Origin of the sequence: Amycolatopsis sp. NPDC006125 (genome assembly GCF_040614195.1) — a bacterium.
GTDB lineage: Bacteria > Actinomycetota > Actinomycetes > Mycobacteriales > Pseudonocardiaceae > Amycolatopsis_E > Amycolatopsis_E tucumanensis.
The window spans coordinates 38,512-63,750 of sequence record NZ_JBEXTZ010000047.1 but is presented as its reverse complement, the minus strand read 5'-3'; the positions used below and the strand labels follow the sequence as shown (position 1 = coordinate 63,750).

The following is a 25,239-nucleotide window of genomic DNA, read 5'->3' as shown; positions in this document are numbered from 1 at the left end:
TCAGCGTTCGACTTGCATGTGTTAAGCACGCCGCCAGCGTTCGTCCTGAGCCAGGATCAAACTCTCCAACAATGCTAGAAAATCGATCCGGCTATTCTCATAGCCTCAAAGGAACCCACAAAGGGTTCTAGCTAATCAACTGGCTTTAGCTCATCAATACACTGTTGAGTTCTCAAACAACACGAAGCTGCTGCTTCTATAAAGCTTTTGTGTTCTCGCGGAGGGCGTCAGCAACCCTACTGGTTTAGTAGTAGTGGTTGGCGACCCACCCGCGGGCCGACCAAGAACTTTACCCGGTTCGGTTCGCGGTGTCAACACCGCCCGACCCTGGTCCGTCCGCCGGGGCTTTCGGCCCCGTCGTCCCGGTCTCCCTGGCGACGAAGAGAAGATTACATGCCCCGGAACCCCCCTGAAACAGGGGGGTCCCTTAACGGCATTTCCCCTGGTCAGAGCACCGGCAGGAGCGTCTTGAGCTCGTACGGCGTGACCGAGCGCCGGTAGGCGTCCCACTCGGCGCGCTTGTTCCGGAGGAAGAAGTCGTAGACGTGCTCGCCGAGCGCGTCGGGCAGCAGCTCGGACTTCTCCATCTCGGCGAGAGCCTCGCCGAGGTTCTGCGGCAGCTGGTCGTACCCGGCCGCGCGGCGCTCGGCGTCGCTCATCGACCAGATGTTGTCCTCGGCCGCCGGCGGCAGCTCGTAGCCCTTCTCGATCCCCTTCAACCCGGCGGCGATCACGACCGAGTACGCCAGATAGGGGTTGCAGGCGGAGTCGATCGTGCGGATCTCGACCCGTCGCGACGACGCCTTGCCCGGCGAGTAGTTCGGCACCCGCACCAGCGCGGACCGGTTCGCCCGGCCCCACGACACCGTGGTCGGCGCCTCTCCCCCGCTGATCAGCCGCTTGTACGAGTTCACCCACTGGTTGGTGACGGCGGAGATCTCCCGCGCGTGGTGGAGCAGGCCGGCGACGAAGGCCTTGCCCGTCTCGGACAACTCGTACGGGTCTTCCGGGTTGTGGAACGCGTTGCGGTCGCCCTCGAACAACGACACGTGCGTGTGCATCCCCGAGCCGGGCTGCTCGGTGAACGGTTTCGGCATGAACGTCGCACGCACCCCCTGGGTCAGCGCGACCTCCTTGACCACATACCGGAACGTCATGACGTTGTCGGCCATGGTCAGCGCGTCGGCGTAGCGCAGGTCGATCTCCTGCTGCCCCGGCGCGCCCTCGTGGTGGCTGAACTCGACCGAGATGCCCATCGCCTCCAGCGCCTCGATGGCGTGGCGGCGGAAGTGCGTCGCCGTGGCGTGACTGGCCTGGTCGAAGTACCCGCCGTTGTCCGCGGGCTCCGGCTCGCTGCCGTCCGACGGCAACGACGAGAGCAGGAAGAACTCGATCTCCGGGTGCACGTAGCAGGTGAACCCGGCCTCCCCCGCCTTCGACAGCTGGCGCCGCAGCACGTGCCGCGGGTCGGCCCAGGACGGCGACCCGTCGGGCATCGCGATGTCGCAGAACATCCGCGCGGAGTAGTGCCCGCCCTCCGGGGTCTCCCAGGGCAGCACCTGGAACGTCGACGGGTCGGGCTTCGCGACCATGTCCGATTCGTAGACGCGCGCGAAGCCTTCGATGGCCGATCCGTCGAACCCGATCCCGTCGCTGAAGGCGCCCTCCAGCTCGGCGGGGGCCACCGCCACCGACTTCAGGAAACCGAGTACGTCGGTGAACCACAGACGGACGAACCGGATGTCACGTTCTTCCAGCGTGCGCAGCACGAACTCCTGCTGGCGATCCATGGCCGCACCCTACGCATGGCGTGTTAACGGCATGTTTCGTGGTTCCGGTGTTGCCCTGACGGAGGGAATGACCAGCGACATCACCGCAGCCAGCGCGCACAATCCGCCCGAGATGTACCACGCGAGGTCGTAACTCCCGGCGTGGTCGTGGATCAGGCCGGCGCCCACCGCGGCGATCGACGCGCCGACCTGGTGGGACGCGAAGACCCAGCCGAACACGATGGGACCGCTCAGGCCGAAGTGCTCACGCGCCAGCGCCACCGTCGGCGGCACCGTGGCGACCCAGTCCAGGCCGTAGAAGATGATGAAAGCCCACATCGGCGGCTCGGTGGTGGGCGCGAACAGGTGCGGCAGCACGATGAGCGACGCGCCGCGCAGGAAGTAGTACACGCCGAGCAGGATCCGCGGGTTGACGCGGTCGGTGAGCCAGCCGGAGGCGATCGTGCCTGCCACGTCGAAGATGCCGACCAGCGCGAGCAGCGAGGCCGCGGTTGTCGGCGGCATCCCGTGCTCGTGCGCCGCGGGCACGAAGTGGGTCTGGATCAGGCCGTTGGTGGAGGCCCCGCAGATCGCGAACCCGCCGGCGAGCAGCCAGAACGCCCGCGTCTTCGCGGCCTGCCCCAGCACCTGCAGCGCGCGCCGGGCCGCTCCAGTCGACGGCGGCAACTCCTCGGCCTCGGTCGCGCCGTACGCGGTCAGGCCGATCTCGCTCGGGTGGTCGCGCAGGAAGATCAGGGTGATCGGCACGACCGCGAGCGCGGCGAAGGACACCACCAGCGACGCGGTCCGCCAGCCGTCGTTCGTGGCGATCGCGGCGAGCAGAGGCAGGAACACCAGCTGCCCGGCCGCGCCCGCGGCGGTCAGGATGCCGCTGACCAGGCCGCGGTGGCGGACGAACCAGCGCGCGGTCACGGTCGCGACGAACGCCAGCGCCATCGAGCCGGTCCCCAGCCCGACCAGCACGCCCCAGCACAACAGCAGCTGCCAGCTCGCGGTCATGAACACCGTCAGACCGCTGCCCGCCGCGACCAGGACCAGCGCGCCGGTCACGACCTTGCGCATGCCGAGGCGCTCCATCAGCGCAGCGGCGAACGGCGCGGTCAGGCCGTAGAGCAGGAGGTTGATCGACACGGCGGCCGAGATCGTGGCCGTCGACCAGCCGAACTCCTCGTGCAGCGGGTCGATCAGCACGCCGGGGGTGGCGCGGAACCCGGCGGCGCCGACCAGCGCGACGAAGGCCGCGAAGGCGACGAACCAGGCCGGGTGGATGCGCGACTTCGTTCTTGTCACCGGTACATGCTCGCCGACCGCGATCACCCGGACGAGTGGCCGGAGCGCCAATATGTGCAAGAATCCGGCCATGCACCGGGTTGTGGTCCTCGCGGTCTCCGAAGTGGTCGGGTACGACCTGAACATCGCGCCGCTCGTGTTCGGCACCGCGGCACAGGACGGCGAACCGCTCTACGACGTGCGGGTTTGCGGGGTCAACGACCGGCCGGTGCGGGTCAGCCACGGCTACGACGCGCAGCTCGGCCACGGCCCGGAAGCACTGGAGGACGCCGACACCGTCGTCATCCCCGGCACCCGCGTGCACGGGCCGCGGCGCGATGGCGTGCTGCCGCCCGACCTGGCCGCGGCGCTGGCCCGGATCCCGTCATCGGCGCGGCTCGTGTCGATCTGCACCGGCGCCTTCGTGCTGGCCGCCGCCGGCGTGCTCGACGGCCGCCGCGCGACCACCCACTGGGCGCACGCGCCCGCCTTCCGGCGCCTCTACCCGCAGGTCGACCTGGACGAGAACGTGTTGTTCGTGGACGACGGCGACGTTCTGACCTCCGCGGGGCTGGCCGCCGGCGTGGACCTGTGCCTGCACCTCGTGCGGTCCGACCACGGCAGCGCGGTCGCCAACCACGTCGCCCGCTACTGCGTGGTGCCGCCGTGGCGCGACGGCGGGCAGTCGCAGTTCATCGAGCAGCCACTGCCCGAGGCCGACGGCAGCACCGCCGCGACGCGCGCGTGGGTGCTGGAGCGGCTCGGCGAACCGCTCGACCTGGCCGCGCTCGCGAAGCACGCGGGCATGAGCGTGCGCACCTTCAGCCGCCGCTTCCGCGCGGAGACCGGGCAGTCGCCGCGGGCATGGCTGAACCAGCAGCGGGTGCTGCACGCCCGCCACCTGCTGGAGACCACGGATCTGCCCGTCGACCGGGTCGCGGCCGAGTCGGGGCTGGGCACCGCGGCTTCGCTGCGGCAGCACCTCAACGCGGCGATCGGCGTCGCTCCGCTGGCATACCGCCGGACCTTCGCCCGCCGCTGATCGCTACCTTGGACGCATGCTCCGCCGACGCACCGCCGGTGTCCTCGCCCTGGTCCTGGCGCTGTCCACCGCCTGTTCGGCCGCGCCAGAGGAACCGCTCCCCGACGGGCGCGCGCTCGTGGACGCCGCCGAGACGAGCCTGAACGGGATCCGCAGCGTGCGGTTCGACTTCAGCGTCAGCTCGACCATCCCCGGCCTGGACATCCGCGAGGTCAAGGGGCAGGCCAGCAAGGACGGCGGGCCGCACGGCACCGCGATCGGGCAGGCCGACGTGCAGGCCTCGGCGGACCGGTTCGAGCTGGACTACGTGCTCGTCGGTGAGACGCTGTTCCTCACCGACACCAAGGGCCAGCAGCGGCAGGCCCCCGTGCCCGCCGACTACAACCCGATGACGCTGCTCGACTCCGAGCGCGGCCTGCCCAAGCTGATGTCGGAGGCGACCGCGCTGAAGACGGAGACGAAGGAGGACGTCCTCGGCGTCGAGGCCTACCGGGTCACCGGCGAGCTGGCGAAGGACGTCATCTCCAGCGTCATCCCCGGCATCCAGGCCGACGTGGACATCAAGTTCTGGGTCACCAAGGCCGAGCCGCGCAACCTGGTGCGCGTCTGGATCCAGGTGCCGCCGCGGCAGCCGAACGAGGGCGCCATCCAGCTGGAACTGGCGCTGTCCGACCAGAACGTGCCCGTCGGGACGTCCACCGGCGGTTAGGCCTGGCAGCGGGTGCCCGGGGCCGGCTGGGAGCCGTCCACCAGGTAGTCCAGTCCGGCGACGTCGACGCACATGTTGCCGTGCAGGAACGCGGTGTGCTGGGTGCCGTCGACGGTGAGCAGCCCGCCGTGGAAGAGGTTCGCGAGGGTGACGCCGGCCTGGTACGGGGTGACCGGGTCGCCGGTCGTCGAGATGACCAGTGGTGGCGCGGCGGAGGTGACCGTCGGCCGGTGCGGCTGGGACGTGCTGGGCACCGGCCAGCTCGCGCACACGTCGAGTTCGCCCTGGTCGGGGCGGCCCCAGCCGAGGAACGGCGCGGCGTCGACCATCCGCTGCCGGGACACCGCCGGATCGACCGCACGCGGGTTGTCCACGCAGCGCACGGCGTAATAGGCGTCCTGCAGCGACGAGTACCGCCCGTCCGCGTCGCGCTCGTAGTAGCCGTCGGCGAGCCGGAGCAGGACCGAGCCGTCACCGCCGCGCAGCAGGCCGAGCCCGGTGTTGAGGAACGGCCAGGACTGGCTTGAGTACATCGCCTCGACCACGCCCGTGATGGCGTCCCGGTAGGACAGCCGCCTGCCGTCGCCGGTCTTCGCCGGAGCGCCGACCAGCGGCTGGACCAGGTTCTGGAACTCGGCCGCCGCCTTCGCCGGGTCCCGGCCCAGCGCGCAGCCGTCGTGGCGCGCGCACTCGGCGGCGAACTCGCCGAACGCGCGGGAGAACCCGGCGCCCTGCGCGACCAGCGAATCCGGATCGGTCGCCGCCGGGTCGATCGCGCCGTCCAGCAGCAACGCGCGGACCCGCTCCGGGAACGCCTCGGCGTAGCTGTAGCCGATCTGGGTGCCGTAGGAGTAGCCGAGGTAGCTCAGCTTCGCCTCGCCCAGCGCGGCCCGCAGGACGTCGAGGTCTTTGACCACGTCCCGCGTGCCCATGTTCGCCAGCATCGCGTCGCCGTGCTCGGTGCGCTGGGCGCACTTCGCCGCGAAGTCCTTCGCCTCCCCGGTCCACGCGGCGTCCGAGGCGCCCGGGTTGCCCGCCCGTTCGGCGTCGCGTTCGGCGTCGGTCAGGCACTGCACGCGCGGCTGGCTCGCGCCGACCCCGCGCGGATCGAAGCCGACGAAGTCGAACCGCAGGCCGATCGCGTTGTTCGACACCGTCGGCACCAGCCGGGCGGCCGCTTCCATGCCGGAACCGCCAGGGCCGCCCGGGTTCATGACCAGCGAGCCGATGCGGTGGGCCGGGTCGAGCGCCTTGTGCCGCAGCACGCCGACGGTGATCGTCTCGCCGCGCGGGTTCGCGTAGTCCAGCGGAACGGTCAGCCGGGCGCACTCCACACCGGGCGTGCGGAACGCCTCCGCGCTCTGCTGCCCCGTCGCGTACGCCGCGCAGTCACCCCACGCGAGCCGCTGGTCGTAGAAGCGGTCGAGCGCGTGGACGTCCGCCACCGGCGAGGGTGACGGCGGCGGCGCGGTGGCCTGCGTGGTGCACGCAGTCAGCGTGACGGCCAGCAGGCCCGCGGCGAGCAGCCTCCGGCGGCGGGGAAAACGCATCTCTCACATCGTGCCAGTCCGGTCACCGAGAGGTACAGCGCGCGCCTTCCGCAGGCAGGGTCCCGTCGATCAGGTAGGCGGTGCCGATGTCGTCCACGCAGTCGACTCCCTGCAGGAAGACGGTGTGCTGGGTGCCCTCGAACGTCAGCAGCGCGCCCTTCATCGCCTTCGCGAGGTTCACCCCCGCCTGGTACGGGGTGGCTGGATCGTTCGTGGTCGAGATCACCAGGACCGGCGGCACGCCGGCGACGTTCGGCTCGTGCGGCTCCGAGGTGTTGGGCACTGGCCAGAACGCGCACGGGTCGAGCGCGGCACCGTTGGGCCTGCCGTCGTCGAGGAAGGGCGCCACCTGGTCGTAGCGGTTCTCCGCCTCGAGGATCTCGGCGCGGTCGGTCACCGGCGGGTCGTCGACGCAGCGGATCGCGGTGAAGGCGTCCTGCGTGTTGGCGTAGTTGCCGCTGGCGTCGCGCTCGTTGTACTGGTCGGCCAGCGCCATCAACGTGGTGCCCTGGCCGCTCTTCAGCTCGTTGAGCCCGGCGTTCAGCGGCGCCCACAACTGCTGCGAGTACAACGCCTGGATCGCGCCGAGCGTGGCGTCGTCGTAGCTGAGGACCCGGCCGTCGCGGAGGCGGACCGGGTTCTCGATCAGCGGCCGCACCAGGTTCTGGAAGGCCCGGGTCGCGCCGGCCGGGTCGGTGCCGAGCGCGCAGTCGCGGCGGGCGGCGCACCACCTGGCGAAGTCGTTGAACGCGACGCCGAAGCCCTGCCCCTGCGCGACCAGCGACTCGACCTCGTCCTGGCTCGGGTCCAGCGCGCCGTCGAGGACCATGGCGCGCACGTTCTGCGGGAACGCTTCGGCGTAGGTGTAGCCGATCCGCGTGCCGTAGGAGTAGCCGAGGTAGGTCAGCTTCTCCTCGCCCAGCGCCGACCGCAGGACGTCCATGTCCTTGACGACGTCGCGGGTGCCGAGGTTCGCGAGCATCGCGGTGCCGAACCGGGTCCGCTCGGCGCACTTGTCGGCGAATTCCTTGGACTCGGCGTCCTGCCGGGCCACGCCTGCCGGGCTGCCGTCGGCCTCGAGGTCCTCGGCGCGCTGCTCGTCCCGCTCCGCGTCGGTCAGGCAGGTCACGTCGGGTTCGCTGGCGCCGATTCCGCGCGGGTCGAAGCCGACGATGTCGAAGCGCTTGCCGAGGTCGGTGTTCGCGACCCGCGGCGCGAGGCCGGCGGCGGCGTACATGCCGGAGGCGCCGGGGCCGCCCGGGTTGAGCACGAGCGCCCCGAGCCGGTCGCCCGTCGCCTTCTGCCGGAGCACGCCGATCGTGATCGTGTCGCCCTGCGGCTTCGTGTAGTCCAGCGGCACGGTCAGCCGGGCGCACTGGAGAGCATCAGCGCGGAAGGCGGACCTGATGTCGTCCGAAGTCGCGTAAGGTGCACAGTCGCCCCAGGTCAACGGCTGTGCGTAGAACCGCTCCAGCCCGGCGGGCACTGCCCCGGCCGGGCCGGCCGACTCGGTGGTCGCCGTCGGCGCGGGAGCCGGCGTGGGCTCCGGCGAGGTGCAGGCCGCGACCGGCACCAGCAGGCAGGCGCCGAGGACGGCGGCTCGTATGGACCGGGACCTGGCTCGCTGAAGGAAGCGCACGTCGTGATCGTGCCATCCTGAGTGGGAACACAGGTGCACCGCCACCTCGTTGGCTGGTGGGTTGCGCGCGAGAAGGACAGGAGACCACGGGTGCCAGCACTGATCAGCCGGATGGGCAAGCGGCTGCGCAAGCTCATCGAGCGACCGGGCAGCGTCGAGCTGACCAAGTACGAGGCGCTGCTGCCGGACATCGAGGCGCTCGAACCCGAGCTGGAGGCCCTGAGCGACGCGGAGCTGACCGAGCGCGCGGGCAAGCTCCGCCTGGAGGCCGAGCTCGGCGACTCGCAGCTGGTGGAGCTGTGCGCGCTCGGCCGCGAAGCCGCGCGGCGGGCGCTGGACGAGCGCGCGTTCGACGTGCAGCTGCTCGGCACGATGGGCCTGCTGTCCGGGCACGTCGTGCAGATGCAGACCGGTGAGGGCAAGACGCTGGCGGGCGCGCTGGCGGCCGCGGGGTACGCGCTGCAGGGCAAGCGCGTGCACGTCATCTCCGTCAACGACTACCTGGCCCGCCGCGACGGCGAGTGGATGAAGCCGGTGTACGACCTGCTCGGCGTCACCGTCGGCTGGGTCGACGGCAGCCTCACCCGCGAGGAGCGGCGCGCGGCCTACGACGCCGAGGTCACCTACGGCGCGGTCAGCGAGATCGGGTTCGACATGCTGCGCGACCGGCTCGTCACCCGCGCCGAGGACGTCGTCCAGCCCGCCCCGGAGGTCGCGATCATCGACGAGGCCGACTCGGTGCTGGTCGACGAGGCGCGGGTCCCGCTGGTCATGGCCGGTTCGGTGGACCAGGCGGTCGCCGACACCGAGGTCGCCAACGTGGTCCGGCGGCTGCGGCTGGGCCTGCACTACGAGACCGACACCGACGGCCGCAACGCGTGGCTGACCACGGCCGGCGCGTCCGTCGTGGAGAAGGCGCTCGGCGGGGTCGACCTGTACAGCGAGTCCGGCTCCGAGCGGCTGGCCGCCGTCAACGTCGCCCTGCACGCGCACGCGCTGCTCACCCGCGACGTCGACTACCTGGTGCGCGAGGGCAAGGTCGAGCTGATCAACGCCTCCCGCGGCCGGGTCGCCGAGCTGCAGCGCTGGCCGGACGGGCTGCAGGCCGCGGTCGAGGCGAAGGAGCAGGTCGCGCCCACCGACCGCGGCGAGATCCTGGACTCGATCACCGTGCAGGCCCTGATCGCCCGGTACCCGCAGGTCGCGGGCATGACCGGCACCGCGGTCGCGGTCGCCGAGCAGTTGCGCGAGTTCTACCAGCTCGAAGTGGCGGTCATCCCGCCGAACAAGCCGAACGTCCGCGAGGACCTCGACGACCGGATCTTCGCCTCGCCGTCGCACAAGCTGCGCGCGATCGTCAAGGAGATCCGCGAGGTGCACGAGACCGGGCGGCCGATCCTCGTCGGCACGCAGGACGTCGCGGAGTCCGAGGAGCTCGCCGAGAAGCTGGCGAAGGCCGACCTGCCGTGTGTCGTCCTCAACGCGCGCAACGACGCCGAGGAAGCCGCGATCATCGCCGAGGCGGGCAAGTTCGGCGCGATCACCGTGTCCACCCAGATGGCGGGCCGCGGCACCGACATCCGGCTGGGCGGCGCGGACGGCAAGGACCGCGAACGCGTCGCCGAGCTGGGCGGTCTGCACGTCATCGGCACCGCGCGGTACCCGTCGAGCCGTCTGGACGGCCAGTTGCGCGGCCGGTCCGGCCGCCAGGGCGACCCGGGCAGCGCGGTGTTCTTCGCGAGCCTGAACGACGAGCTGGTCACGTCGAACGCGCCGGACGTGCCCGATGGCATCGACGCGGACGACTCGGGCGAGATCACCGACCCGGCGGCCAAGCGCCACATCGACCACGCGCAGCGCGTCGCCGAGGGCGTCGACCTGGAGATCCACCGCAACACCTGGCGCTACACGCGGCTGATCGAGCACCAGCGGCGCGAGTTGCTGGAGTACCGCGACGAGCTGCTCCGGACCGACGCGGCCGCGGAGGCGCTGTCCGGCGAGAAGCGCTACGACGAGCTGACCGAGAAGGTCGGCGAGGAGAAGGCGAAGCAGGTCTGCCGCGAGATCATGCTGTACCACCTGGACCAGATGTGGTCGGACCACCTCGCGTTCCTCACCGACGTGCGGGAGAGCATCCACCTGCGCGCGCTGGCGCGGGAGACGCCGCTGGACGAGTTCCACCGCATCGCGATCCCGGAGTTCCGCAAGATCGTGCCCGCGATCAAGGAGCGGTCCGCCGAGACGCTCGCCGACGCGGAGATCGGCGACGACGGGATCGACCTGGCGGCCTCCGGCGTGCGGCGGGCCAGCTCGACGTGGACGTACCTGGTGCACGACGCGCCGTTCGACGCGGGCTTCGAGGAGACGCTGCGGCAGGTGCGCAGCCTGTTGCGGCGCAAGAAGAACTGAGCGGGCATCCGGGGCGTGGCCGACAATGAGGTCATGCTCCGGATCGCGCTGGCCCAGGTGAACCCGACCGTCGGCGACCTCACGGCCAACGCGGCGCAAACCGTGACGTGGGCCCGCAAGGCCGCCGAGGCGGGGGCGCACGTCGTCGTGTTCCCCGAGATGTCGCTGACCGGGTACCCGGTCGAGGACCTCGCGTTGCGGCGGACCTTCGCGGAAGCGTCGCGCTCCGCGTTGCGGGCGTTGGCTGCTTCGCTGGCGGACGCGGGTTGCGGCGAGCTGCTCGTGTACGTGGGCTATCTCGACCTGGACGACGTCGGTCCCCGTGACGCGGCAGCCGCCCTGTGGCGCGGCGAGGTGGTCGCGCGGCAGTTCAAGCACCACCTGCCGAACTACGGCGTGTTCGACGAGCAGCGGTGGTTCAAGGCGGGGCGGACGCTGGACGTGCTGCGGTTCCACGGCTGCGACATCGGCATGGTGATCTGCGAGGACCTCTGGCAGGACGGCGGGCCGGTGTCCGCGCTCGGGGCGGCCGGGGTCGGCGTGGTGGTGTCGCCGAACGCCTCGCCGTACGAACGGTCCAAGGACGACATCCGGTTGCCGCTGGTCGCGCGGCGGGCGGCAGAGGCCGGCGCTCCCTTGGTCTACGCGAACCAGGTCGGCGGGCAGGACGACCTCGTGTTCGACGGCGACTCGTTCGTGGTCGGCGCGGACGGCTCGCTGCTCGCGCGGGCGCCGCAGTTGGTGGAGCACCTGCTGGTGGCGGATGTGTCCGTGGACGCGGTGGAGTGCGTGCCGGGGACGTACGAGGGGCTCGAGGTGCGGCGGCGGGTGCTGTCGGCGGATCCGGCGCCGGCGTACGAACCCTTGCCCGCTGCGGTGCGCGAGCCGTTGTCCGACGAGGCGGAGGTGTGGTCGGCGCTGGTCGTCGGGTTGCGGGACTACGTGCACAAGAACGGGTTCCGCTCGGTGATCTTCGGGTTCTCCGGCGGGATCGACTCCGCGGTGACGGCGGCGCTGGCGGTGGACGCGCTGGGGGCGGACTCGGTGCACGGGGTGTCGATGCCGTCGCGGTACTCGTCGGCGCATTCGCGGGACGACGCGGCGGAACTGGCGCGGCGGCTGGGATGCCACTTCCGGGTGGAGCCGGTCGAGGAGATGGTGCGGGTCTACGTGGATCAGCTCGGACTGTCGGGCCTGGCGGAGGAGAACATCCAGGCGCGGGTGCGCGGCATGCTCCTGATGTCACTGTCCAATATGGAGGGACATTTGGTGCTGGCGACCGGGAACAAGACCGAGCTGGCGGTCGGGTACTCGACGATGTACGGGGACGCGGTCGGCGGGTTCGCGCCGATCAAGGACGTGTTCAAGACGCAGGTGTGGGCGCTGGCCCGGTGGCGCAACGCCGCGGCCGAGAAACGCGGTGAGGTGCCGCCGATCCCGGAGAACTCGATCGCGAAACCGCCGTCGGCGGAGCTGCGGCCGGGGCAGCTGGACACGGATTCCCTGCCGGACTACGGGTTGCTGGACGACATCCTGGACGACTACGTCGAAGGCGACCGGGGTTACGCGGAGTTGGTCGAGGCCGGGTTCGCGCCGGAAACGATCGATCGGGTGATCCGGATGGTAGACCGTGCGGAGTACAAACGCCGCCAGTACCCGATCGGTACGAAGATAACTTTTAAGGCTTTCGGGCGAGATCGACGGCTGCCCATCACGAATTGCTGGCGCGGAGGGGAGTTCTGAGCCGGAAACTGTCGGACCCGGGTGCCATCATTCCCTCCATGCCCCTCCTGGAAGGAACTGTTGTCATGGCTGGGAATGTCCGTCCGGTGGCCGACGAGCGCGACGGCCTGCTCGCTTTTCTCGCGCAGCAGCGTTATGTCCTGCGTCTCGCGGCCCGTGGTCTGACCGACGCGCAGGCGCGGCTGACGCCCACGCGGAGCGCGCTGAGCATCGGCGGGCTGATCAAACACGTGACGAGCACCGAGCGACGGTGGATGGCGGCGGTGCGCGGTTCCCCTGTGGACAGCGATGGCGTGGCGGATTTCGTTGTGGGTGAAGGGGAAACGCTGTCCGATGTGCTGACCGCGTACGACTCGGCGGCCAGGGAGACCGAGGAGATCGTCGCCGGGATCCCGGATGTCGGGCAGCCGGTGCGGGTGCCGTGGCTCCCGGACGAAGTGGACGCGTGGACGGTGCGGTGGGTGCTGCTGCACCTGATCGAGGAAACCGCGCGGCACGCCGGGCACGCGGACATCCTGCGCGAACACATCGACGGCGCGACCGCGGTGCCACTGATGGCCGCGGCGGAGGGATGGCCCGTCAGACCGTGGCTGACGCCCCGCGCCCCCAGCGGCTGACGACGCTGCTGCGGTTGCGCTCGCTGGCGATGCGCTCGCAACCGAGCGGTTGGCGGCGCCTGTTTCCGCCGCTTCGGTCGCAGGCCCCGCCGGGAGCAACGTGCACCCCTCCCGACACGAGCCCGCCGCACTCGCACGCAAGAACACGCCAGCCGCCCCGACGGATGCGCGCCGAGCGCCCCTTGAAACCCGTACGCGACCGCGGCCACGGATAACCCGTCGGGCCATGACCCGACACGATGCCCGGCACCCTCCCACGGAAGGCTGCCATCCCACGCAAGAGGGTCACGCAAGAACCGAGCCTCCCACCGCCAAGCCCAGGCCCGGGCTTCACGACCCGGTCCCGAGCCAACTCCAAAGGAGATCCCTTGAACCGCAACCCACACGCCAGCCACCCCACCGGACGCACTCCCCCGGGCGCGCCGAATACCCGCTGAAACCTAACGCGAGCGCGGCCACGGATAACCCGTCGGACCGTGACCCGACACGACGCCCTCCCACAGAAGGCCGCCGTCCCACACGAGAAGGCCACGCAAGAACTCGCCTTCCCACCACCGCGCCCAGTCCCGCGCTTCGCAAGCCGGTCCCGAACCAACGTCAAAGGAGACCCCTTGAACAACAACCCACACGCCAGCCACCCCGTCGGGCGCGCTCCCCCGGGCCGGGCGCGCCCGCGTCAGAAGAGGGTCGGCTGGACGTCCGCGCCTTCGATGATGAGCATCTGCCGCTTGGTCTCCACCCCACCGCGTGCGGAGAACCCACCCATGCGGCGCCCGGCGGCCAGCACCCGGTGGCACGGCACGACGATCGGGAAGGGGTTGTGTCCCAGCGCCTGGCCGACGGCCTGCGCCGAACCCGGCATGCCCAGCCGGTGGGCGATGTCGCCGTAGGTGAGGGTCCGTCCGGGCGGGATGTTCCGCGCGATCTCGTACACGCGGCGGTTGAACTCCGGCACGCCCTGGTAGTCGAGAACGATCCCGAGCAGGTCCCGGCGCTCGCCGCGCAGGAGTGCGGTGATCTCGTCGATGGCGGCCTGGATCTCGTCCGGCGGCGTCGACTCGGCGGCCTCGGGGAAGGCGGCCCGGAGGCGGGCCCGTGTGGTGGCGGGGGCGCCGTCGGGCAGGCGGACGCCGGTCACACCGTGCTCGCCCCAGGCGATGCCGCAGTGACCGATCGCGGTGTCGAAGAGCGCGTAACCCAGTGCTGTCATGGTGTCCCCTCAGGCCGGGAGGGCCTGTGCCTCCAGCGTCTCCTTGATGACCGCGGTGCCTTGCTCCATCAAAGCACCGGTGCGGGCCGCGAGGGTTCCGGGGAGGAGGTCGGCGACCCAGACGAACCGGGTCCGGCCCGGTCCGTCGGCGAACACCTGCGAGACGCCGTTGTGGTGGCTGTAGGGCCCGCCGACGACGGACCAGACGAGCCGGTGCGCGTCGTCGTCGAGGTCGACCAGCACCTCGCGCACGACGGTGCCGTCGAAGAAGGTGACGATCCGGTCCGTGCCGTCCAGGCGCGTGTCGGTGACGAAGCCGGGGGCGAGGCGTTCGTGCAGCGCGCCCCAGTCCCGGAGAGCTGCCCAGACCACGGCGAGAGGAGTGTCGATCAGGGTTTCCGTACGTATCGAAGCCATGCGGTCAGCGTGCCGCGCGGCCGGCCCGGGGTCTTGAAGATTCTTGCGCTGCCCGGCGGGTACCCGGCGTCATGGGCACACTGCGGGTCGGCGTGGTCGCGTCGTTCGACTTCACCAGGGACGACGAGATCCGCCGCTGGCTGCCCGACGGAGTCGAGCTGGAGGTGCGCCGGACGGCCGAGGCCCCGGCCGACGACAACCTGACGATGGTGTCCGCGCTGGCCGATCCTGCGTACCTGACGGCCCCGGTCCGCGCGCTGTGCGACACGGGCGCCGCGGCGATCGCCTACGCCTGCACGGCCTGCAGTTTCGTGGGCGGTGAGGCAGGCGAACGCGCCCTGCGGCAAGCCATGGAGGCCGCTGGCGCACCTCGGGCGCTGACCACGTCCGGCGCGGTCGTCGACGCACTGCGGAGCGTCGGCGCGTGGCGGTTGGCCGTGGTGCACCCGTACGCGCCCGCGGTGGGCCGGCGCCTGCACAAGTACCTGACGGCGCACGGGTTCGAGATCACCAGGATCACCGGTTTCGCCCTGGCGGTCGACGAGGTCCCCGACGTCCAGCCCGAGGAGGTGACGGACCTGATCCGCGAGGGCGACACCCCCACGGCCGACGCGGTGTTCGTGAGCTGCACCGGCCTGCCCACTTACGACGTGATCGCGCCGCTGGAGCGGGAGCTGGGCAAGCCCGTGGTCACCGCGAACCAAGCCACGATGTGGGCACTGCTCCACAGCATGGGCGAAAAGGCCCTCGGCCCGGGACAACACCTGCTGGCGAGCTGACCCCAGCCGACGGCGTAGCCCTGAGGCGCGCCGCCGGCCGCGCGCGAACGGCCGGGCGCAACAAAGTGCCACGACGTTGGGGGTAGAGCGTCGGGCACCGGGGCGGGAGGCTGCGAAGGCCGTGTGGTTCGGGCCGCAGAGCGCCGCGGGCCCGGCCCTTTGCACCGCGCAGTGCCCGGGCGCCGGGGCGGCTGGCGCCCTGAGCACCCGGGGCCCCGGGTGCCGGAGCGGCAGGGTGCCCAGCGGACGCCCGGGTGACTGAGCACAGGGAAGCCCCGGATGCCGCGGCGGCAGGGCCTAGGGTGCCTGGGCGCTGCGGTGCCTGGACCCTGCGGTGCCTGGGCCCTGCAGTGCAGGGGCCTTGCGGTGCCGGGGCGCCTGGGCGGTAGGGCGTCGACCTTCGCGGGGCGCGGCGCCAATGGCGTCGGAACTGCAGAGCGGCAGTGCCTCCAGCCTCGCGCGACGCGGCGCCAAGGGCGCCGGACATGTGCACCGGAGCGGCACAGCGTCCGGGCGTCGAGCCTCAGGGGCGCGGCGGCAAGGGCGCCGGGACAAGAACGCCCGCACCAAGACGTCCCGGAATTGTCGTACCTGCGGGGTACCGTCGCGCGCATGGTGGCCGTTCTGTCCATTGCCTCGCGCGCGGGTGTCGTGGTGCGGCTTGTGCGTTGTGGGGGCGGGCACCGCGGGTGGTCGGCTCCTGAGGGGCGCTCCTCGCCGGAACTGGTGCTCGTTCGGCGCGGCTGGTTCCGGCGCCGGACGCGCGCCGGGGTCTTCGAGGCCGATCCGGCCGTCGGCTACCTCTCGCTGCCCGACGAGGAAGAGACCTTCGCGCATCCCGGCGGCGGTGACGTGTGCACCGCCATCCAGTTCGCGCCCTCGCTGTGGGCCTCGCTCTTCGGGGAACACCGGCCGGCCACCCCGGCGGTCTACGTCGACGCCGCGCTCGAGTTCGCCCATCGGCGGTTCATCGCGTCGACCCGGCAGGCCGACTCCGACTACGCGTTGCCGGAAAGCCTGCTCGCCCTCACCCGGGCCGCCATCGGGCCCGCACCCCAGGTCGGCACCCAGGCCGCGCCTCACCCCGGCGCCCGGGGCACCGACCGGGACATCGTCGCCAGGGCGCGCATCGCCATCGTCGAACGGCACCCGGCCGCCGGCACCCTCCTCTCCCTCGCCGAACTGCTCCACGTCTCACCGTTCCGGCTCAGCCGCGCCTTCACCCGCGAGGTGGGCGTGCCCCTCACCCGCTACCGCAACCGGGTCCGCGTCGGCCTGGTGCTGGAACGCCTCGAAGCCGGCGACACGGACCTGGCCGGACTCGCGGCCGACCTCGGCTTCGCCGACCAGGCCCACCTCACCCGCACCGTCAAGGAACACGTCGGCCACCCGCCGGCCGCCCTCCGGCGCCTGCTCGGAACCACCGCCGTGTGAAGCTCATCGCAGCTCCTTGGGCTGCCTCACGTCCTGGTGTCACGCTGGGTTTCCCAGATCCACGACCCGGGGACCCGACGAGGGCCTCGAGGGAAGGACGGTCGACGAAGATGTCCACCACCAGCGGCGAGACCGCGGCCCCGTACGGCTCCGGCCCGGCTTCCGGCGCCCCGGCCAAGAAGGTCCGCATCCCCCACCTGCAGGAACTCAAGCGCCGCGGCGAGCCGTGGCCCATGCTCACCACCTACGACATGTACACGGCCGAACTGTTCGACGAGGCCGGCATCCCGGTGCTCCTCGTCGGCGACTCGGCCGCCAACAACGTCTTCGGCTACGAGACCTCGCTCCCGGTGACCGTCGACGAACTGCTCCCCCTCGTCCGCGCCGTCACCCGCGCCGCGAAACGCGCGCTCGTCGTCGCGGACCTGCCGTTCGGCTCCTACCAGCTCTCCCCCGAACAGGCCCTCGCCACCGCCGTCCGCTTCATGAAGGAAGGCCGCGCGCACGCGGTCAAACTCGAAGGCGGCCGCCGGTTCGCGCCGCACGTCGAGGCCCTCACCGGCGCGGGCGTGCCGGTCATGGGCCACATCGGCTTCACCCCGCAGAGCGAGCACAACCTCGGCGGCTACCGGGTCCAGGGCCGCGGCGAGGCGGGCGCCGACCTGATCGCCGACGCGCTCGCGCTCCAGGAAGCCGGCGCGTTCGCCGTCGTCATGGAGATGGTGCCGGCCGAAGTCGCGAAGCAGGTCACGCACGAGCTGAAGATCCCGACGGTCGGCATCGGGGCCGGCCCGGACTGCGACGCCCAGGTGCTGGTGTGGCAGGACATGGCCGGCCTGCGCCGCGGCAAGGCGCCCCGCTTCGTCAAGCGGTACGCCGACCTCGCCGGTGCACTCTCCGGCGCCGCGGCCGCCTTCGCCGACGAAGTGCGCCGCGGCGAGTTCCCCGCACCTGAGCACGCCTTCCACTGACGGCCCCTGCCGCCCGCCGTCCGCGGCGGGCGGCAGTCACGCCAGGAAATACGCGAGACTCCCCAATCCGGCGACCACGCAATAAATCGCGAACGGCGTCAACGTGCGGGTCTCGAAATAACGCGTCAGAAATCGCAGCGCCAGGTACGCAGCGACCCCGGCCACCACGCTGCCCACCAGTGCCGGACCGAGGGAGGCCTGGTTCGCCGGCGTGAACAGCGACGGCAGCTTCAGCACCCCCGCGGCCAGGATCACCGGCGTGGCCAGCAGGAACGCGAACCGCGCGGCGTCCTCGTGCGACAGACCCCGCCGCAGGCCGGCCACCATCGTGATGCCGGACCGGCTGATCCCGGGGAACAACGCGAGGATCTGCGCCGCCCCGATCAGCACCGCCTCACCGACGCCGAGCCGCGCCAGGCGGCGGTCGGCGGCCTCCTCGGCGCGGATGATCCGGATCGGCATCGTGATCTCCGCCGAGAAGTCCCGCGTCACCTCGGACGGCTCGGGCACCGGCGCGACCGGGACCGGCCGCCGGGAAGCACGCGCGGACCGCTCCACGGCCAGCAGCACGAGCCCGTTGAGCGCCAGGAACACCGCGGTCGGCACCGGTTTGCCGAGGAAGTCCCGCAACACGCCTTCCAGCAGCAACCCGGCCAGCCCGACCGGGATCGTCGCCAGCACCAGCAACCACGCCAGCCGCTGGTCGGGGTCGGACACGCGGCGGTCACGCACCGAAGTCCACAACCCGCGCACGATGCGCGCCCAGTCCCGCCGGTAGAAGACCACCAGCGCCAGCGCGGTCGCGACGTGCATCGCGACCAGCACCGCCAGGTACGGCGACTCGCCGCCCATGCTCAGGTCCCGCGCCCAGGAACCGCCCAGCAACGCCGGGATGAGGATGCTGTGCCCGAGGCTGGACACCGGAAACAATTCCGACACGCCTTGCAAAGCGCCGACGACAATCGCCTCGAAATATGTCACAGCGGACATCGCGGACCTCTTTTCCGACCGCCGGAAACCGTCCGCCGAAAATACCTGAGGCGCTACAGCCGCCCGCCGCTGGCCGTGTCACCGGACAGCCGCTGCGCGAGGTACACCGGGACTGTCGACACGACGATCAGCACCGCGGCGACCACGTTGACCACCGGCGCCTGGTTGGGCCGGAACAGGTTGTCCAGGATCCAGATCGGCAGCGTCTGCAAGCCGGCACCGAGGGTGAAGGTGGTCACGATGATCTCGTCGAACGACAACGCGAACGCCAGCAGCCCGCCCGCGAGCAGCGCCGACCGCAACATCGGGAACGTGACCAGCCGGAACGTGGTGATCCCGTCCGCCCCGAGGTCCATCGACGCCTCTTCGAGGTTCCCGCCCATGCGCCGCAGCCGCGCGACGACGTTGTTGAACACCACGACGATGCAGAACGTGGCGTGCGCGACGATCGCGGTGAACAGGCCGAGGTCGACGCCCAGGATGGTGCGGAACGCGTTGTTCAGCGCGATTCCGGTGACGATCCCGGGCAGCGCGATCGGCAGGATGATCAGCAGCGACACCGTGTCCTTGCCGAAGAACCGGTACCGCTGCAGGGCGAACGCCGCCATCATGCCGAGCACCAGCGCGATCGCGGTGGCCGCCAGCCCCGCCTGCAGGCTGGTCCACAACGCCCGCAGCACACCCTCGTTCTGCGCAGCGCGGCCCCACCATTCGAGCGTGAACCCGGACGGCGGCCAGCCGAAGGTGGTGTCGCTGTTGACCGAGTTCAGCAGCACCACCAGCAGCGGCACGTAGATCACGGCGAGCCCGAGCACCAGCGCGGCGAGCAGGACGTACTTGGTCTTCTTGGACAGCATCATCGGAAACCGCCTAGAGGTTGTCCAGCGCACCGGTCCGGCGCACCGCGGCGAGGTAGACGAGCATGATCACGACCGGCACCGTCGCGACCGTCGCCGCGAACGGGAGGTTGTTCGCCGCGCCGATGTTGTCGTAGACGACGTTGCCGAGCATCTGGCCGGCGCCGCCGACGATCTTGACGGTGATGTAGTCGCCCAGCGTCAGCGAGAACGTGAAGATCGACCCGGCCACGATCGCGGGGAACGTCAGCGGCAGCACCACCGAGCGGAACGTCCGCCACGACCGGCCGCCCAGGTCGCTCGACGCCTCGACCAGCGAGTTCGGCAACCGGTCCAGGCCCGCGTAGATCGGCAGGATCATGTACGGCAGCCACAGGTAGGACAGCGTGAGGATGGTTGCGGTCAGGCCGTAGCCGGGGGTGGCGCCGAAGAGCCACCCGACCAGCCCGTTGCCCGACAGCATGACCCGCCACGAGTACGCCTTGACGAGGTAGCTGGCCCACAGCGGCGTCATCACGGCGATCACCAGGATCCGCTGCGCCCGCGGCGAGGCGAACTTGGCCATGTAGAAGGCCATCGGGAAGGCGATGACCGCGTCGATCACCGTGACGGCCACCGCGATCCCGAGGGTGCGGAACGTGATCGTGCGGTAGACCTCGTCGGTGAACAGGGTGGCGAAGTTGTCCAGCGACCACTCGGTGACGACCTGGCCGGTGAACGTGTCGGTGTGCCAGAAGGCGGTGACGAACAACGCCGCCAGTGCGCTGAGGTAGGCCAGGCCCAGCCAGAGCAGTGGCGCGCTGAGCAGCATGCCCAGCCGCAACCTGGGTTTGCGGTAGAGGAATCCCGACACACTGGCGGCGATGCTCATGTCAGCCCTTGATCTCCGTCCACGCGCGAGTCCACTCGCCGTAGTCCTTGCACTTGACGTCGGTGCGGCCGTCGACGCACTGGGCGATCGGCGTGGTCCAGTACCAGATCTGGCCGGCGTAGGCGGCGTCACCGGCGTGGTAGGTCTCGCAGTGCTTGACGTCCGCGGTCAGCGAGCAGGCCTTCGGGTTGGCCGGGGCCTCGCCGAAGTACTCGGCGACCTTCGCGTTGGCCTGGGGGCTGACGATGTGGTCGAGCCACTTGTAGGCGCAAGTCTTGTGCGGCGACTTGGTGGCCACCATCCAGGTGTCCGACCAGCCGGTGGCGCCCTCGACGGGCAGGGTCGACTCCAGCGGCGCGCCCTCGGACTTGGTCAGGTTGACCGTCACCTGCCACGCGGTGCCGATGACGGCGTCGCCGTTCTTCAGCGCCTGGCTTTCCTTGAGGTAGTCCGACCAGTACTCCGACACCAGCGGGCGCTGCTGCTTGAGCAGGTCGACCGCGGCCTGGAACTGCTTGTCGTCCAGTGCGTAGGGGTTCTTGATGCCCAGTTCCGGCTTGGTCTTCATCAGGTACAGCGCGGCGTCGGCGATGTAGATCGGCGAGTCGTACGCGGTGACCTTGCCCTTGTACGGGGAGTTCGCGTCGAACACCACGGACCACGACGTGGGCGCGGGGCTGACCTTGTCGGTGCGGTAGGTCAGGACGTTGGCGCCCCAGCCGTGGGGCACGCCGTAGGAGACGTTGTTCACGCTGTTCCACGGCTTGTTCTTGAGGAAGTCGAAGACGTCGGCGTAGTTCGGGATGAGGCTGGTGTTGACCGGTTCGGTGTCGCCGGCGGCGATGAGCCGCAGCGAGGCGTCACCCGAGGCGGAGATGACGTCGTACTGGCCGGTCTTCATGAGGCTGACGGCCTCGTCGGAGGTGCCGAAGGTCTTGACGTTGACCTTGCACCCGGTGGCCTGCTCGAACGGGGTCACCCAGTCGACGTTGGGGTCGTTGGACCCGTTCTCCGCGTAACCGGGCCAGGCCAGGATGTTCAGCGCGCCCTCGGGCTGACCGAGCTGGGAGAGGGCTTCGAGCTTGGGCGGGGTGAAGCCCTGCCCGCCCGCGCTGGACGAGCTGGACGAAGTGCTCGACGTGCCGCAGGCCGCGACCGCGGTCCCCGCACACATCAGCCCCGCGATCAAGCGCAGGGTCCGGCTGTTGCGCATCTGGATGGCTCCTTCGGTTGGTTCTTACGGCAGCGCAGGCAACTTGCGCCGCCGCGGGTTTCGAGTCGGATCTGCCGCGCGAAGCGCGTCCGTTGAGGGTTGTGGCGGGTGACGGGCGGGCGGCCTCTCGCGAGGACAGCGCCGACGTGGTGAAGGGCGCTGCCGCGCGGAGCGCGTCCGCAGGGGTGGTGGTCGGGCCGGCGGGCGGGGTTTCATGAGGAGGCGATCCCACAGCGAGAGGCCGTCTCGAAGGGGGCCGCCACGCGAAGCGTGTCCGTTGACGGTGGTGGTGGGCAGGCGGGAGGGGCCGCTACCTGCACCGCCACGCAGGCCGCTGCTCATGTGTCTTTGATGCGGAAGTTGTGCTCTTGCCGCCAACACAGGCGGACTCGGTTGTCGGCAAGTTCGAGGGGTGCTCCGGCGTTCTGCCGGACCACCGAGAGCTGCCCGCCGACGTCCAGCGCCACCACGTAGCGAACCGTGGCGCCGGCGTAGGAGGTGCTGGTCACCGTGCCCGTCGCGGAGATCTCGCCGACCGCGGCGGGCTGCGACAGGTCCGGATCGATGCGGATCTTTTCCGGCCGGATGCTGAACACGCCGCGCGTGCCGAGCACCGCCTCGGCGCTGTCGCCGGACAGCAGGTTCGACGTGCCGACGAACCCGGCGACGAACGCGGTCGCCGGCTCCTCGTACACCTCGCTCGGCGTGCCGACCTGTTCGATCCCGCCGGTGTTGAACACGGCGATCCGGTCGCTCATCGTCAGCGCCTCGTCCTGGTCGTGCGTCACGAAGATGAACGTGATGCCGACGTCGCGCTGGATCTGCTTCAGCTCGGTCTGCATGGCGTGCCGCAGTTTCAGGTCCAGCGCGCCGAGCGGTTCGTCGAGCAGCAGCACCTTGGGGCGGTTGACGAGCGCGCGGGCCAGTGCGACGCGTTGCCGCTGACCGCCGGAGAGCTGCGTGGGTTTGCGGCCCTCGAACCCTTCCAAGTGGACGGTCCGCAGCGCCTCGCGGGCGCGTTCGCGGCGTTGCGCGCGGGGCACTTTCTTGACCCGCAACCCGTACTCGACGTTCTGCTGCACCGTCATGTGCGGGAAGAGCGCGTAGTCCTGGAACACGGTGTTGACGTCCCGCTCGAACGGCGCCAGCCGGGTGACGTCTCGGCCGGCCAGTTCGACCGTCCCGGAGGTGGGCAGCTCGAACCCGGCGATCATGCGCAGCACGGTCGTCTTGCCCGAGCCGGACGGGCCGAGCATCGAGAAGAACTCGCCCTGCGCGATGTCCAGGTCGACGCCCTCGACGGCGACCACGGAGCCGAACTCCTTGCGCAGGCCACGCAGCCGGATCGCGCTCGTGGTCTCCGCCGGGGCGGTCTTCTCGGCCAGTGCGGGAGCTTGGTTGGGCGACATGTCGATCACCAGGCCGTCATGACGTGCTTGACGCGGGTGTAGTCCTCGAGCCCGTACAGCGAGAGGTCCTTGCCGTAGCCGGACTTCTTGAACCCGCCGTGCGGCATCTCGGCCACCAGCGGGATGTGCGTGTTGATCCACACGCAGCCGAAGTCGAGCTTCGCGGACAGGCGCATCGCGCGGCGGTGGTCGGCGGTCCAGATCGACGACGCGAGCCCGTACTCGACACCGTTGGCGGCGGCCAGCGCCTCGTCGTCGCCGCTGAACCGCTGCACCGTGATGACCGGACCGAACACCTCGTTCTGCGAGATCTCGTCGTCCTGCCGGACCCCGGAGACCACGGTGGGTTCGAAGAAGAAACCCTCGTCGCGGGCGCGCTTACCGCCCGTGTGGACGGTCGCGTGCGCGGGCAGCCGCTCGATGAACCCGGCGACCTTCGCGAGGTGGGCGGCGCTGTTGAGCGGCCCGTAGAGCACGTCCGGGTCGTCCGGCAGTCCGGTCTTCGTCGCCTCCGCGTGCCGGGTCAGCGCGGCCACGAACTCGTCGTGCACGTCGTCGTGGACCAGCACGCGGGTGGCGGCCGTGCAGTCCTGGCCGGCGTTGAAGAACCCGGCGCCCGCGATGGTCTTGGCCGCGTCCTCGATGTCGGCGTCCGGGAAGACGATCACCGGCGCCTTGCCGCCCAGTTCCAGGTGGACGCGCTTGAGGTCGGCGGCCGCGGAGCCGGCGACCTCGATGCCTGCCCGGACCGAACCGGTGATCGACACCATCGCCGGGATGTCGTGCTCGACCAGCGCCCGGCCGGTCGCCCGGTCACCGCAGACGACGTTGAGCACGCCCGGCGGCAGGAACTCCGCGGCGATCTCGGCGAGGAGCACAGTGGACGCCGGCGTCGTGTCGGACGGCTTGAGCACCACCGTGTTCCCGGCCGCCAGCGCCGGCGCGATCTTCCAGATCGCCATCATCAGCGGGTAGTTCCACGGCGTCACCTGGGCGCACACCCCGATCGGCTCGCGCCGGACGTAGGAGGTGTGCCCGGTGAGGTACTCGCCGGCGGCGCGGCCCTCCAGCGCGCGGGCGGCCCCGGCGAAGAACCGCAACTGGTCGACGAGCACCGGGATCTCCTCGGCCGTGGTCACGGCCAGCGGCTTGCCCGTGTTCGCCGACTCCACGCGGACGATCTCCTCGGCGCGGCGCTCGACGGCGTCGGCGATCTTCAGCAACGCGGCCTGGCGGTCGCCGGGCGTGGTCTCGCGCCACTGCTCGAAGGCCCGGGCCGCCGCACGCAGGGCGCGGTCCACGTCCTGCGCGCCGCCTACCGGCGCGGTGCAGTACGGCCGTCCGGTGACCGGATCGATGATCTCGGCGACGGCGCCGTCCGCGGAATCCGCGGGTTCGCCGTCGATGAAGTGCTTCAGCTGGTGCACGGGCAGGCTCCTGGCTCAGCGGGGACGGTGCGGGTCGGTACCCCGATGGCCGGAAAACATATAAGACCATATTTCATAGGACAAGTCTTTGAGGCAGGATTGTTCGCGGCGGTACCCGAAAGAAGGAGCCCGATGCGAAGGCCGTTGACGTCCCCCAGCGCGCGATCAGTCCTGTTCGCGCCCCTGGACCAGACCGGGCGGGCCGAGCTCGTCGCCCGGCGGCTGGTGGACGCGATCACGCTGGGTGTCCTCGCCGACCAGGAGCAACTGCCGAGCGAGGCCGAGCTCGCCGAGCAGTTCGGGGTGTCGACCGTGACCGTGCGGGAGGCGCTGGTGGCCCTGCGGCAGCAGGGTCTGGTGCAGACGAAGAGAGGCCGCGGGGGCGGCAGCTTCGTCTGCGCGCCGCCGGAGGAGAACGACGAGACGTGGCGGGCGCGCCTGCGCGAGGTCTCGCTCAGTGAGCTGCGGGACATCGGCGACGACTACGTGGCGATCGCGGGCGCCGCGGCCCGGCTGGCGGCCGAGCGCAGCTCCACCGAGGACATCGCGCGCCTCCAGCTCGCCGCGGAGGACATGGACGGCGCGGCCGGCACCGCGGCCGCCCGCGCCGAGCGGCAGTTCCACCTGGAGGTCGCCGCCGCGTCCCAGTCCCCGCGCCTCACGCACCAGGAGATCCGGTTGCAGAGCGAACAGGGCGCGCTGCTGTGGCTGCCGCTCGGGCACCACGATCCGGTGACGGCGTGCACTGAGCACCGGGCCATCGCCGCCGCGATCGCCCAGGCCGACGGCGAACTCGCCCGCAAGCTGACCGAGCAGCACATCCTGGACACCATCGACCGATTGGGTGAGGTGCATCTTGACCTACTCGGGTCCTAAGCTTCGACACCTCGACT

Annotated in this window: 21 protein-coding genes and 1 rRNA gene; 9 read left to right on the top strand and 13 right to left on the bottom strand. The window is 70.8% G+C overall.

The window, feature by feature from the left end; all coding sequences use genetic code 11:
• The 3 genes from ABZ193_RS23680 to ABZ193_RS23670 all read right to left on the bottom strand — a co-directional run.
• Positions 1-72 (bottom strand): 16S ribosomal RNA (locus ABZ193_RS23680); the annotation flags it as partial.
• A 374-nt stretch (positions 73-446) separates the two neighbouring features.
• Positions 447-1,790 (bottom strand): type I glutamate--ammonia ligase, encoded by a 1,344-nt coding sequence (gene glnA / locus ABZ193_RS23675; protein ID WP_017987056.1) that lies wholly within the window; start codon positions 1,788-1,790, stop codon positions 447-449.
• 9 nt (positions 1,791-1,799) lie between these two features.
• Positions 1,800-3,080: an MFS transporter gene (locus tag ABZ193_RS23670; RefSeq protein WP_027936115.1), complete on the bottom strand. Its 1,281-nt coding sequence runs from the start codon at positions 3,078-3,080 to the stop codon at positions 1,800-1,802.
• 70 nt (positions 3,081-3,150) lie between these two features.
• On the opposite strand from ABZ193_RS23670, the gene ABZ193_RS23665 reads away from it, so the two are divergent.
• Together ABZ193_RS23665 and ABZ193_RS23660 are read left to right on the top strand one after the other, a co-directional pair.
• The gene (locus tag ABZ193_RS23665) at positions 3,151-4,101 is read left to right on the top strand and encodes a helix-turn-helix domain-containing protein (protein ID WP_020419695.1); all 951 of its coding nucleotides are present in this window, start codon (positions 3,151-3,153) and stop codon (positions 4,099-4,101) included.
• 16 nt (positions 4,102-4,117) lie between these two features.
• Positions 4,118-4,810, top strand: a complete 693-nt coding sequence (locus ABZ193_RS23660; RefSeq protein ID WP_020419696.1) for an LppX_LprAFG lipoprotein — start codon at positions 4,118-4,120, stop codon at positions 4,808-4,810.
• Here the strand turns inward: ABZ193_RS23660 and ABZ193_RS23655 are convergent.
• Entirely contained in the window at positions 4,807-6,360 is a 1,554-nt protein-coding gene (locus tag ABZ193_RS23655) for an alpha/beta hydrolase (protein ID WP_237337628.1), read from the bottom strand. The genes ABZ193_RS23660 and ABZ193_RS23655 overlap by 4 nt on opposite strands.
• Before the next feature lie 22 nt (positions 6,361-6,382).
• Complete coding sequence (locus ABZ193_RS23650; protein WP_354711471.1) at positions 6,383-7,933, bottom strand: alpha/beta hydrolase; 1,551 nt, start codon at positions 7,931-7,933, stop codon at positions 6,383-6,385.
• Positions 7,934-8,089: 156 nt separating this feature from the next.
• Here ABZ193_RS23650 and secA2 point away from each other — a divergent pair, with 156 nt between their 5' ends.
• From secA2 to ABZ193_RS23635, 3 genes are all read left to right on the top strand, one after another.
• Complete coding sequence (gene secA2 / locus ABZ193_RS23645; RefSeq protein WP_354711470.1) at positions 8,090-10,408, top strand: accessory Sec system translocase SecA2; 2,319 nt, start codon at positions 8,090-8,092, stop codon at positions 10,406-10,408.
• Positions 10,409-10,441: 33 nt separating this feature from the next.
• Positions 10,442-12,151: an NAD+ synthase gene (locus ABZ193_RS23640; protein WP_354711469.1), complete on the top strand. Its 1,710-nt coding sequence runs from the start codon at positions 10,442-10,444 to the stop codon at positions 12,149-12,151.
• Between the two features lie 65 nt (positions 12,152-12,216).
• On the top strand, positions 12,217-12,768 hold the full coding sequence (locus ABZ193_RS23635) for a DinB family protein (protein ID WP_237337631.1): 552 nt from the start codon (positions 12,217-12,219) through the stop codon (positions 12,766-12,768).
• A 676-nt stretch (positions 12,769-13,444) separates the two neighbouring features.
• On the opposite strand, the gene ABZ193_RS23630 is transcribed toward ABZ193_RS23635, so the two are convergent.
• Together ABZ193_RS23630 and ABZ193_RS23625 are read right to left on the bottom strand one after the other, a co-directional pair.
• The gene (locus tag ABZ193_RS23630; protein ID WP_237337632.1) at positions 13,445-13,978 is read right to left on the bottom strand and encodes a methylated-DNA--[protein]-cysteine S-methyltransferase; all 534 of its coding nucleotides are present in this window, start codon (positions 13,976-13,978) and stop codon (positions 13,445-13,447) included.
• Positions 13,979-13,987: 9 nt separating this feature from the next.
• Positions 13,988-14,395, bottom strand: a complete 408-nt coding sequence (locus ABZ193_RS23625) for an SRPBCC family protein (RefSeq protein WP_237337633.1) — start codon at positions 14,393-14,395, stop codon at positions 13,988-13,990.
• Positions 14,396-14,466: 71 nt separating this feature from the next.
• Between ABZ193_RS23625 and ABZ193_RS23620 the strand changes: the two genes are divergently transcribed.
• The 3 genes from ABZ193_RS23620 (at position 14,467) to panB (ending at position 17,579) form a co-directional block, all read left to right on the top strand.
• A complete protein-coding gene (locus ABZ193_RS23620; RefSeq protein ID WP_354711468.1) occupies positions 14,467-15,174 on the top strand; it encodes an Asp/Glu racemase in 708 nt (235 codons plus the stop codon).
• 612 nt (positions 15,175-15,786) lie between these two features.
• Positions 15,787-16,608, top strand: a complete 822-nt coding sequence (locus ABZ193_RS23615; RefSeq protein ID WP_354711467.1) for a helix-turn-helix domain-containing protein — start codon at positions 15,787-15,789, stop codon at positions 16,606-16,608.
• Between the two features lie 110 nt (positions 16,609-16,718).
• A complete protein-coding gene (panB, locus tag ABZ193_RS23610) occupies positions 16,719-17,579 on the top strand; it encodes a 3-methyl-2-oxobutanoate hydroxymethyltransferase (RefSeq protein WP_017987043.1) in 861 nt (286 codons plus the stop codon).
• 36 nt (positions 17,580-17,615) lie between these two features.
• On the opposite strand, the gene ABZ193_RS23605 is transcribed toward panB, so the two are convergent.
• The 6 genes from ABZ193_RS23605 to ABZ193_RS23580 all read right to left on the bottom strand — a co-directional run bounded on the left by ABZ193_RS23605 (position 17,616) and on the right by ABZ193_RS23580 (position 24,346).
• A complete protein-coding gene (locus ABZ193_RS23605) occupies positions 17,616-18,569 on the bottom strand; it encodes an undecaprenyl-diphosphate phosphatase (RefSeq protein WP_354711466.1) in 954 nt (317 codons plus the stop codon).
• A gap of 53 nt (positions 18,570-18,622) precedes the next feature.
• Positions 18,623-19,429: an ABC transporter permease gene (locus ABZ193_RS23600; protein WP_017987041.1), complete on the bottom strand. Its 807-nt coding sequence runs from the start codon at positions 19,427-19,429 to the stop codon at positions 18,623-18,625.
• Between the two features lie 10 nt (positions 19,430-19,439).
• Entirely contained in the window at positions 19,440-20,297 is an 858-nt protein-coding gene (locus ABZ193_RS23595; RefSeq protein WP_354711465.1) for an ABC transporter permease, read from the bottom strand.
• A gap of 1 nt (position 20,298) precedes the next feature.
• Positions 20,299-21,510, bottom strand: coding sequence for an ABC transporter substrate-binding protein (locus ABZ193_RS23590; protein ID WP_354711463.1), 1,212 nt, complete (start codon positions 21,508-21,510; stop codon positions 20,299-20,301).
• A gap of 338 nt (positions 21,511-21,848) precedes the next feature.
• Positions 21,849-22,919 carry an ABC transporter ATP-binding protein gene (locus ABZ193_RS23585; RefSeq protein ID WP_237337637.1) on the bottom strand — a complete coding sequence of 357 codons (1,071 nt, stop codon included), beginning with the start codon at positions 22,917-22,919 and terminating at the stop codon, positions 21,849-21,851.
• 5 nt (positions 22,920-22,924) lie between these two features.
• Positions 22,925-24,346 (bottom strand): gamma-aminobutyraldehyde dehydrogenase, encoded by a 1,422-nt coding sequence (locus tag ABZ193_RS23580; RefSeq protein ID WP_354711462.1) that lies wholly within the window; start codon positions 24,344-24,346, stop codon positions 22,925-22,927.
• A 132-nt stretch (positions 24,347-24,478) separates the two neighbouring features.
• Between ABZ193_RS23580 and ABZ193_RS23575 the strand changes: the two genes are divergently transcribed.
• Complete coding sequence (locus ABZ193_RS23575; RefSeq protein ID WP_027932302.1) at positions 24,479-25,222, top strand: FCD domain-containing protein; 744 nt, start codon at positions 24,479-24,481, stop codon at positions 25,220-25,222.
• The last annotated feature ends 17 nt before the right edge of the window (positions 25,223-25,239 follow it).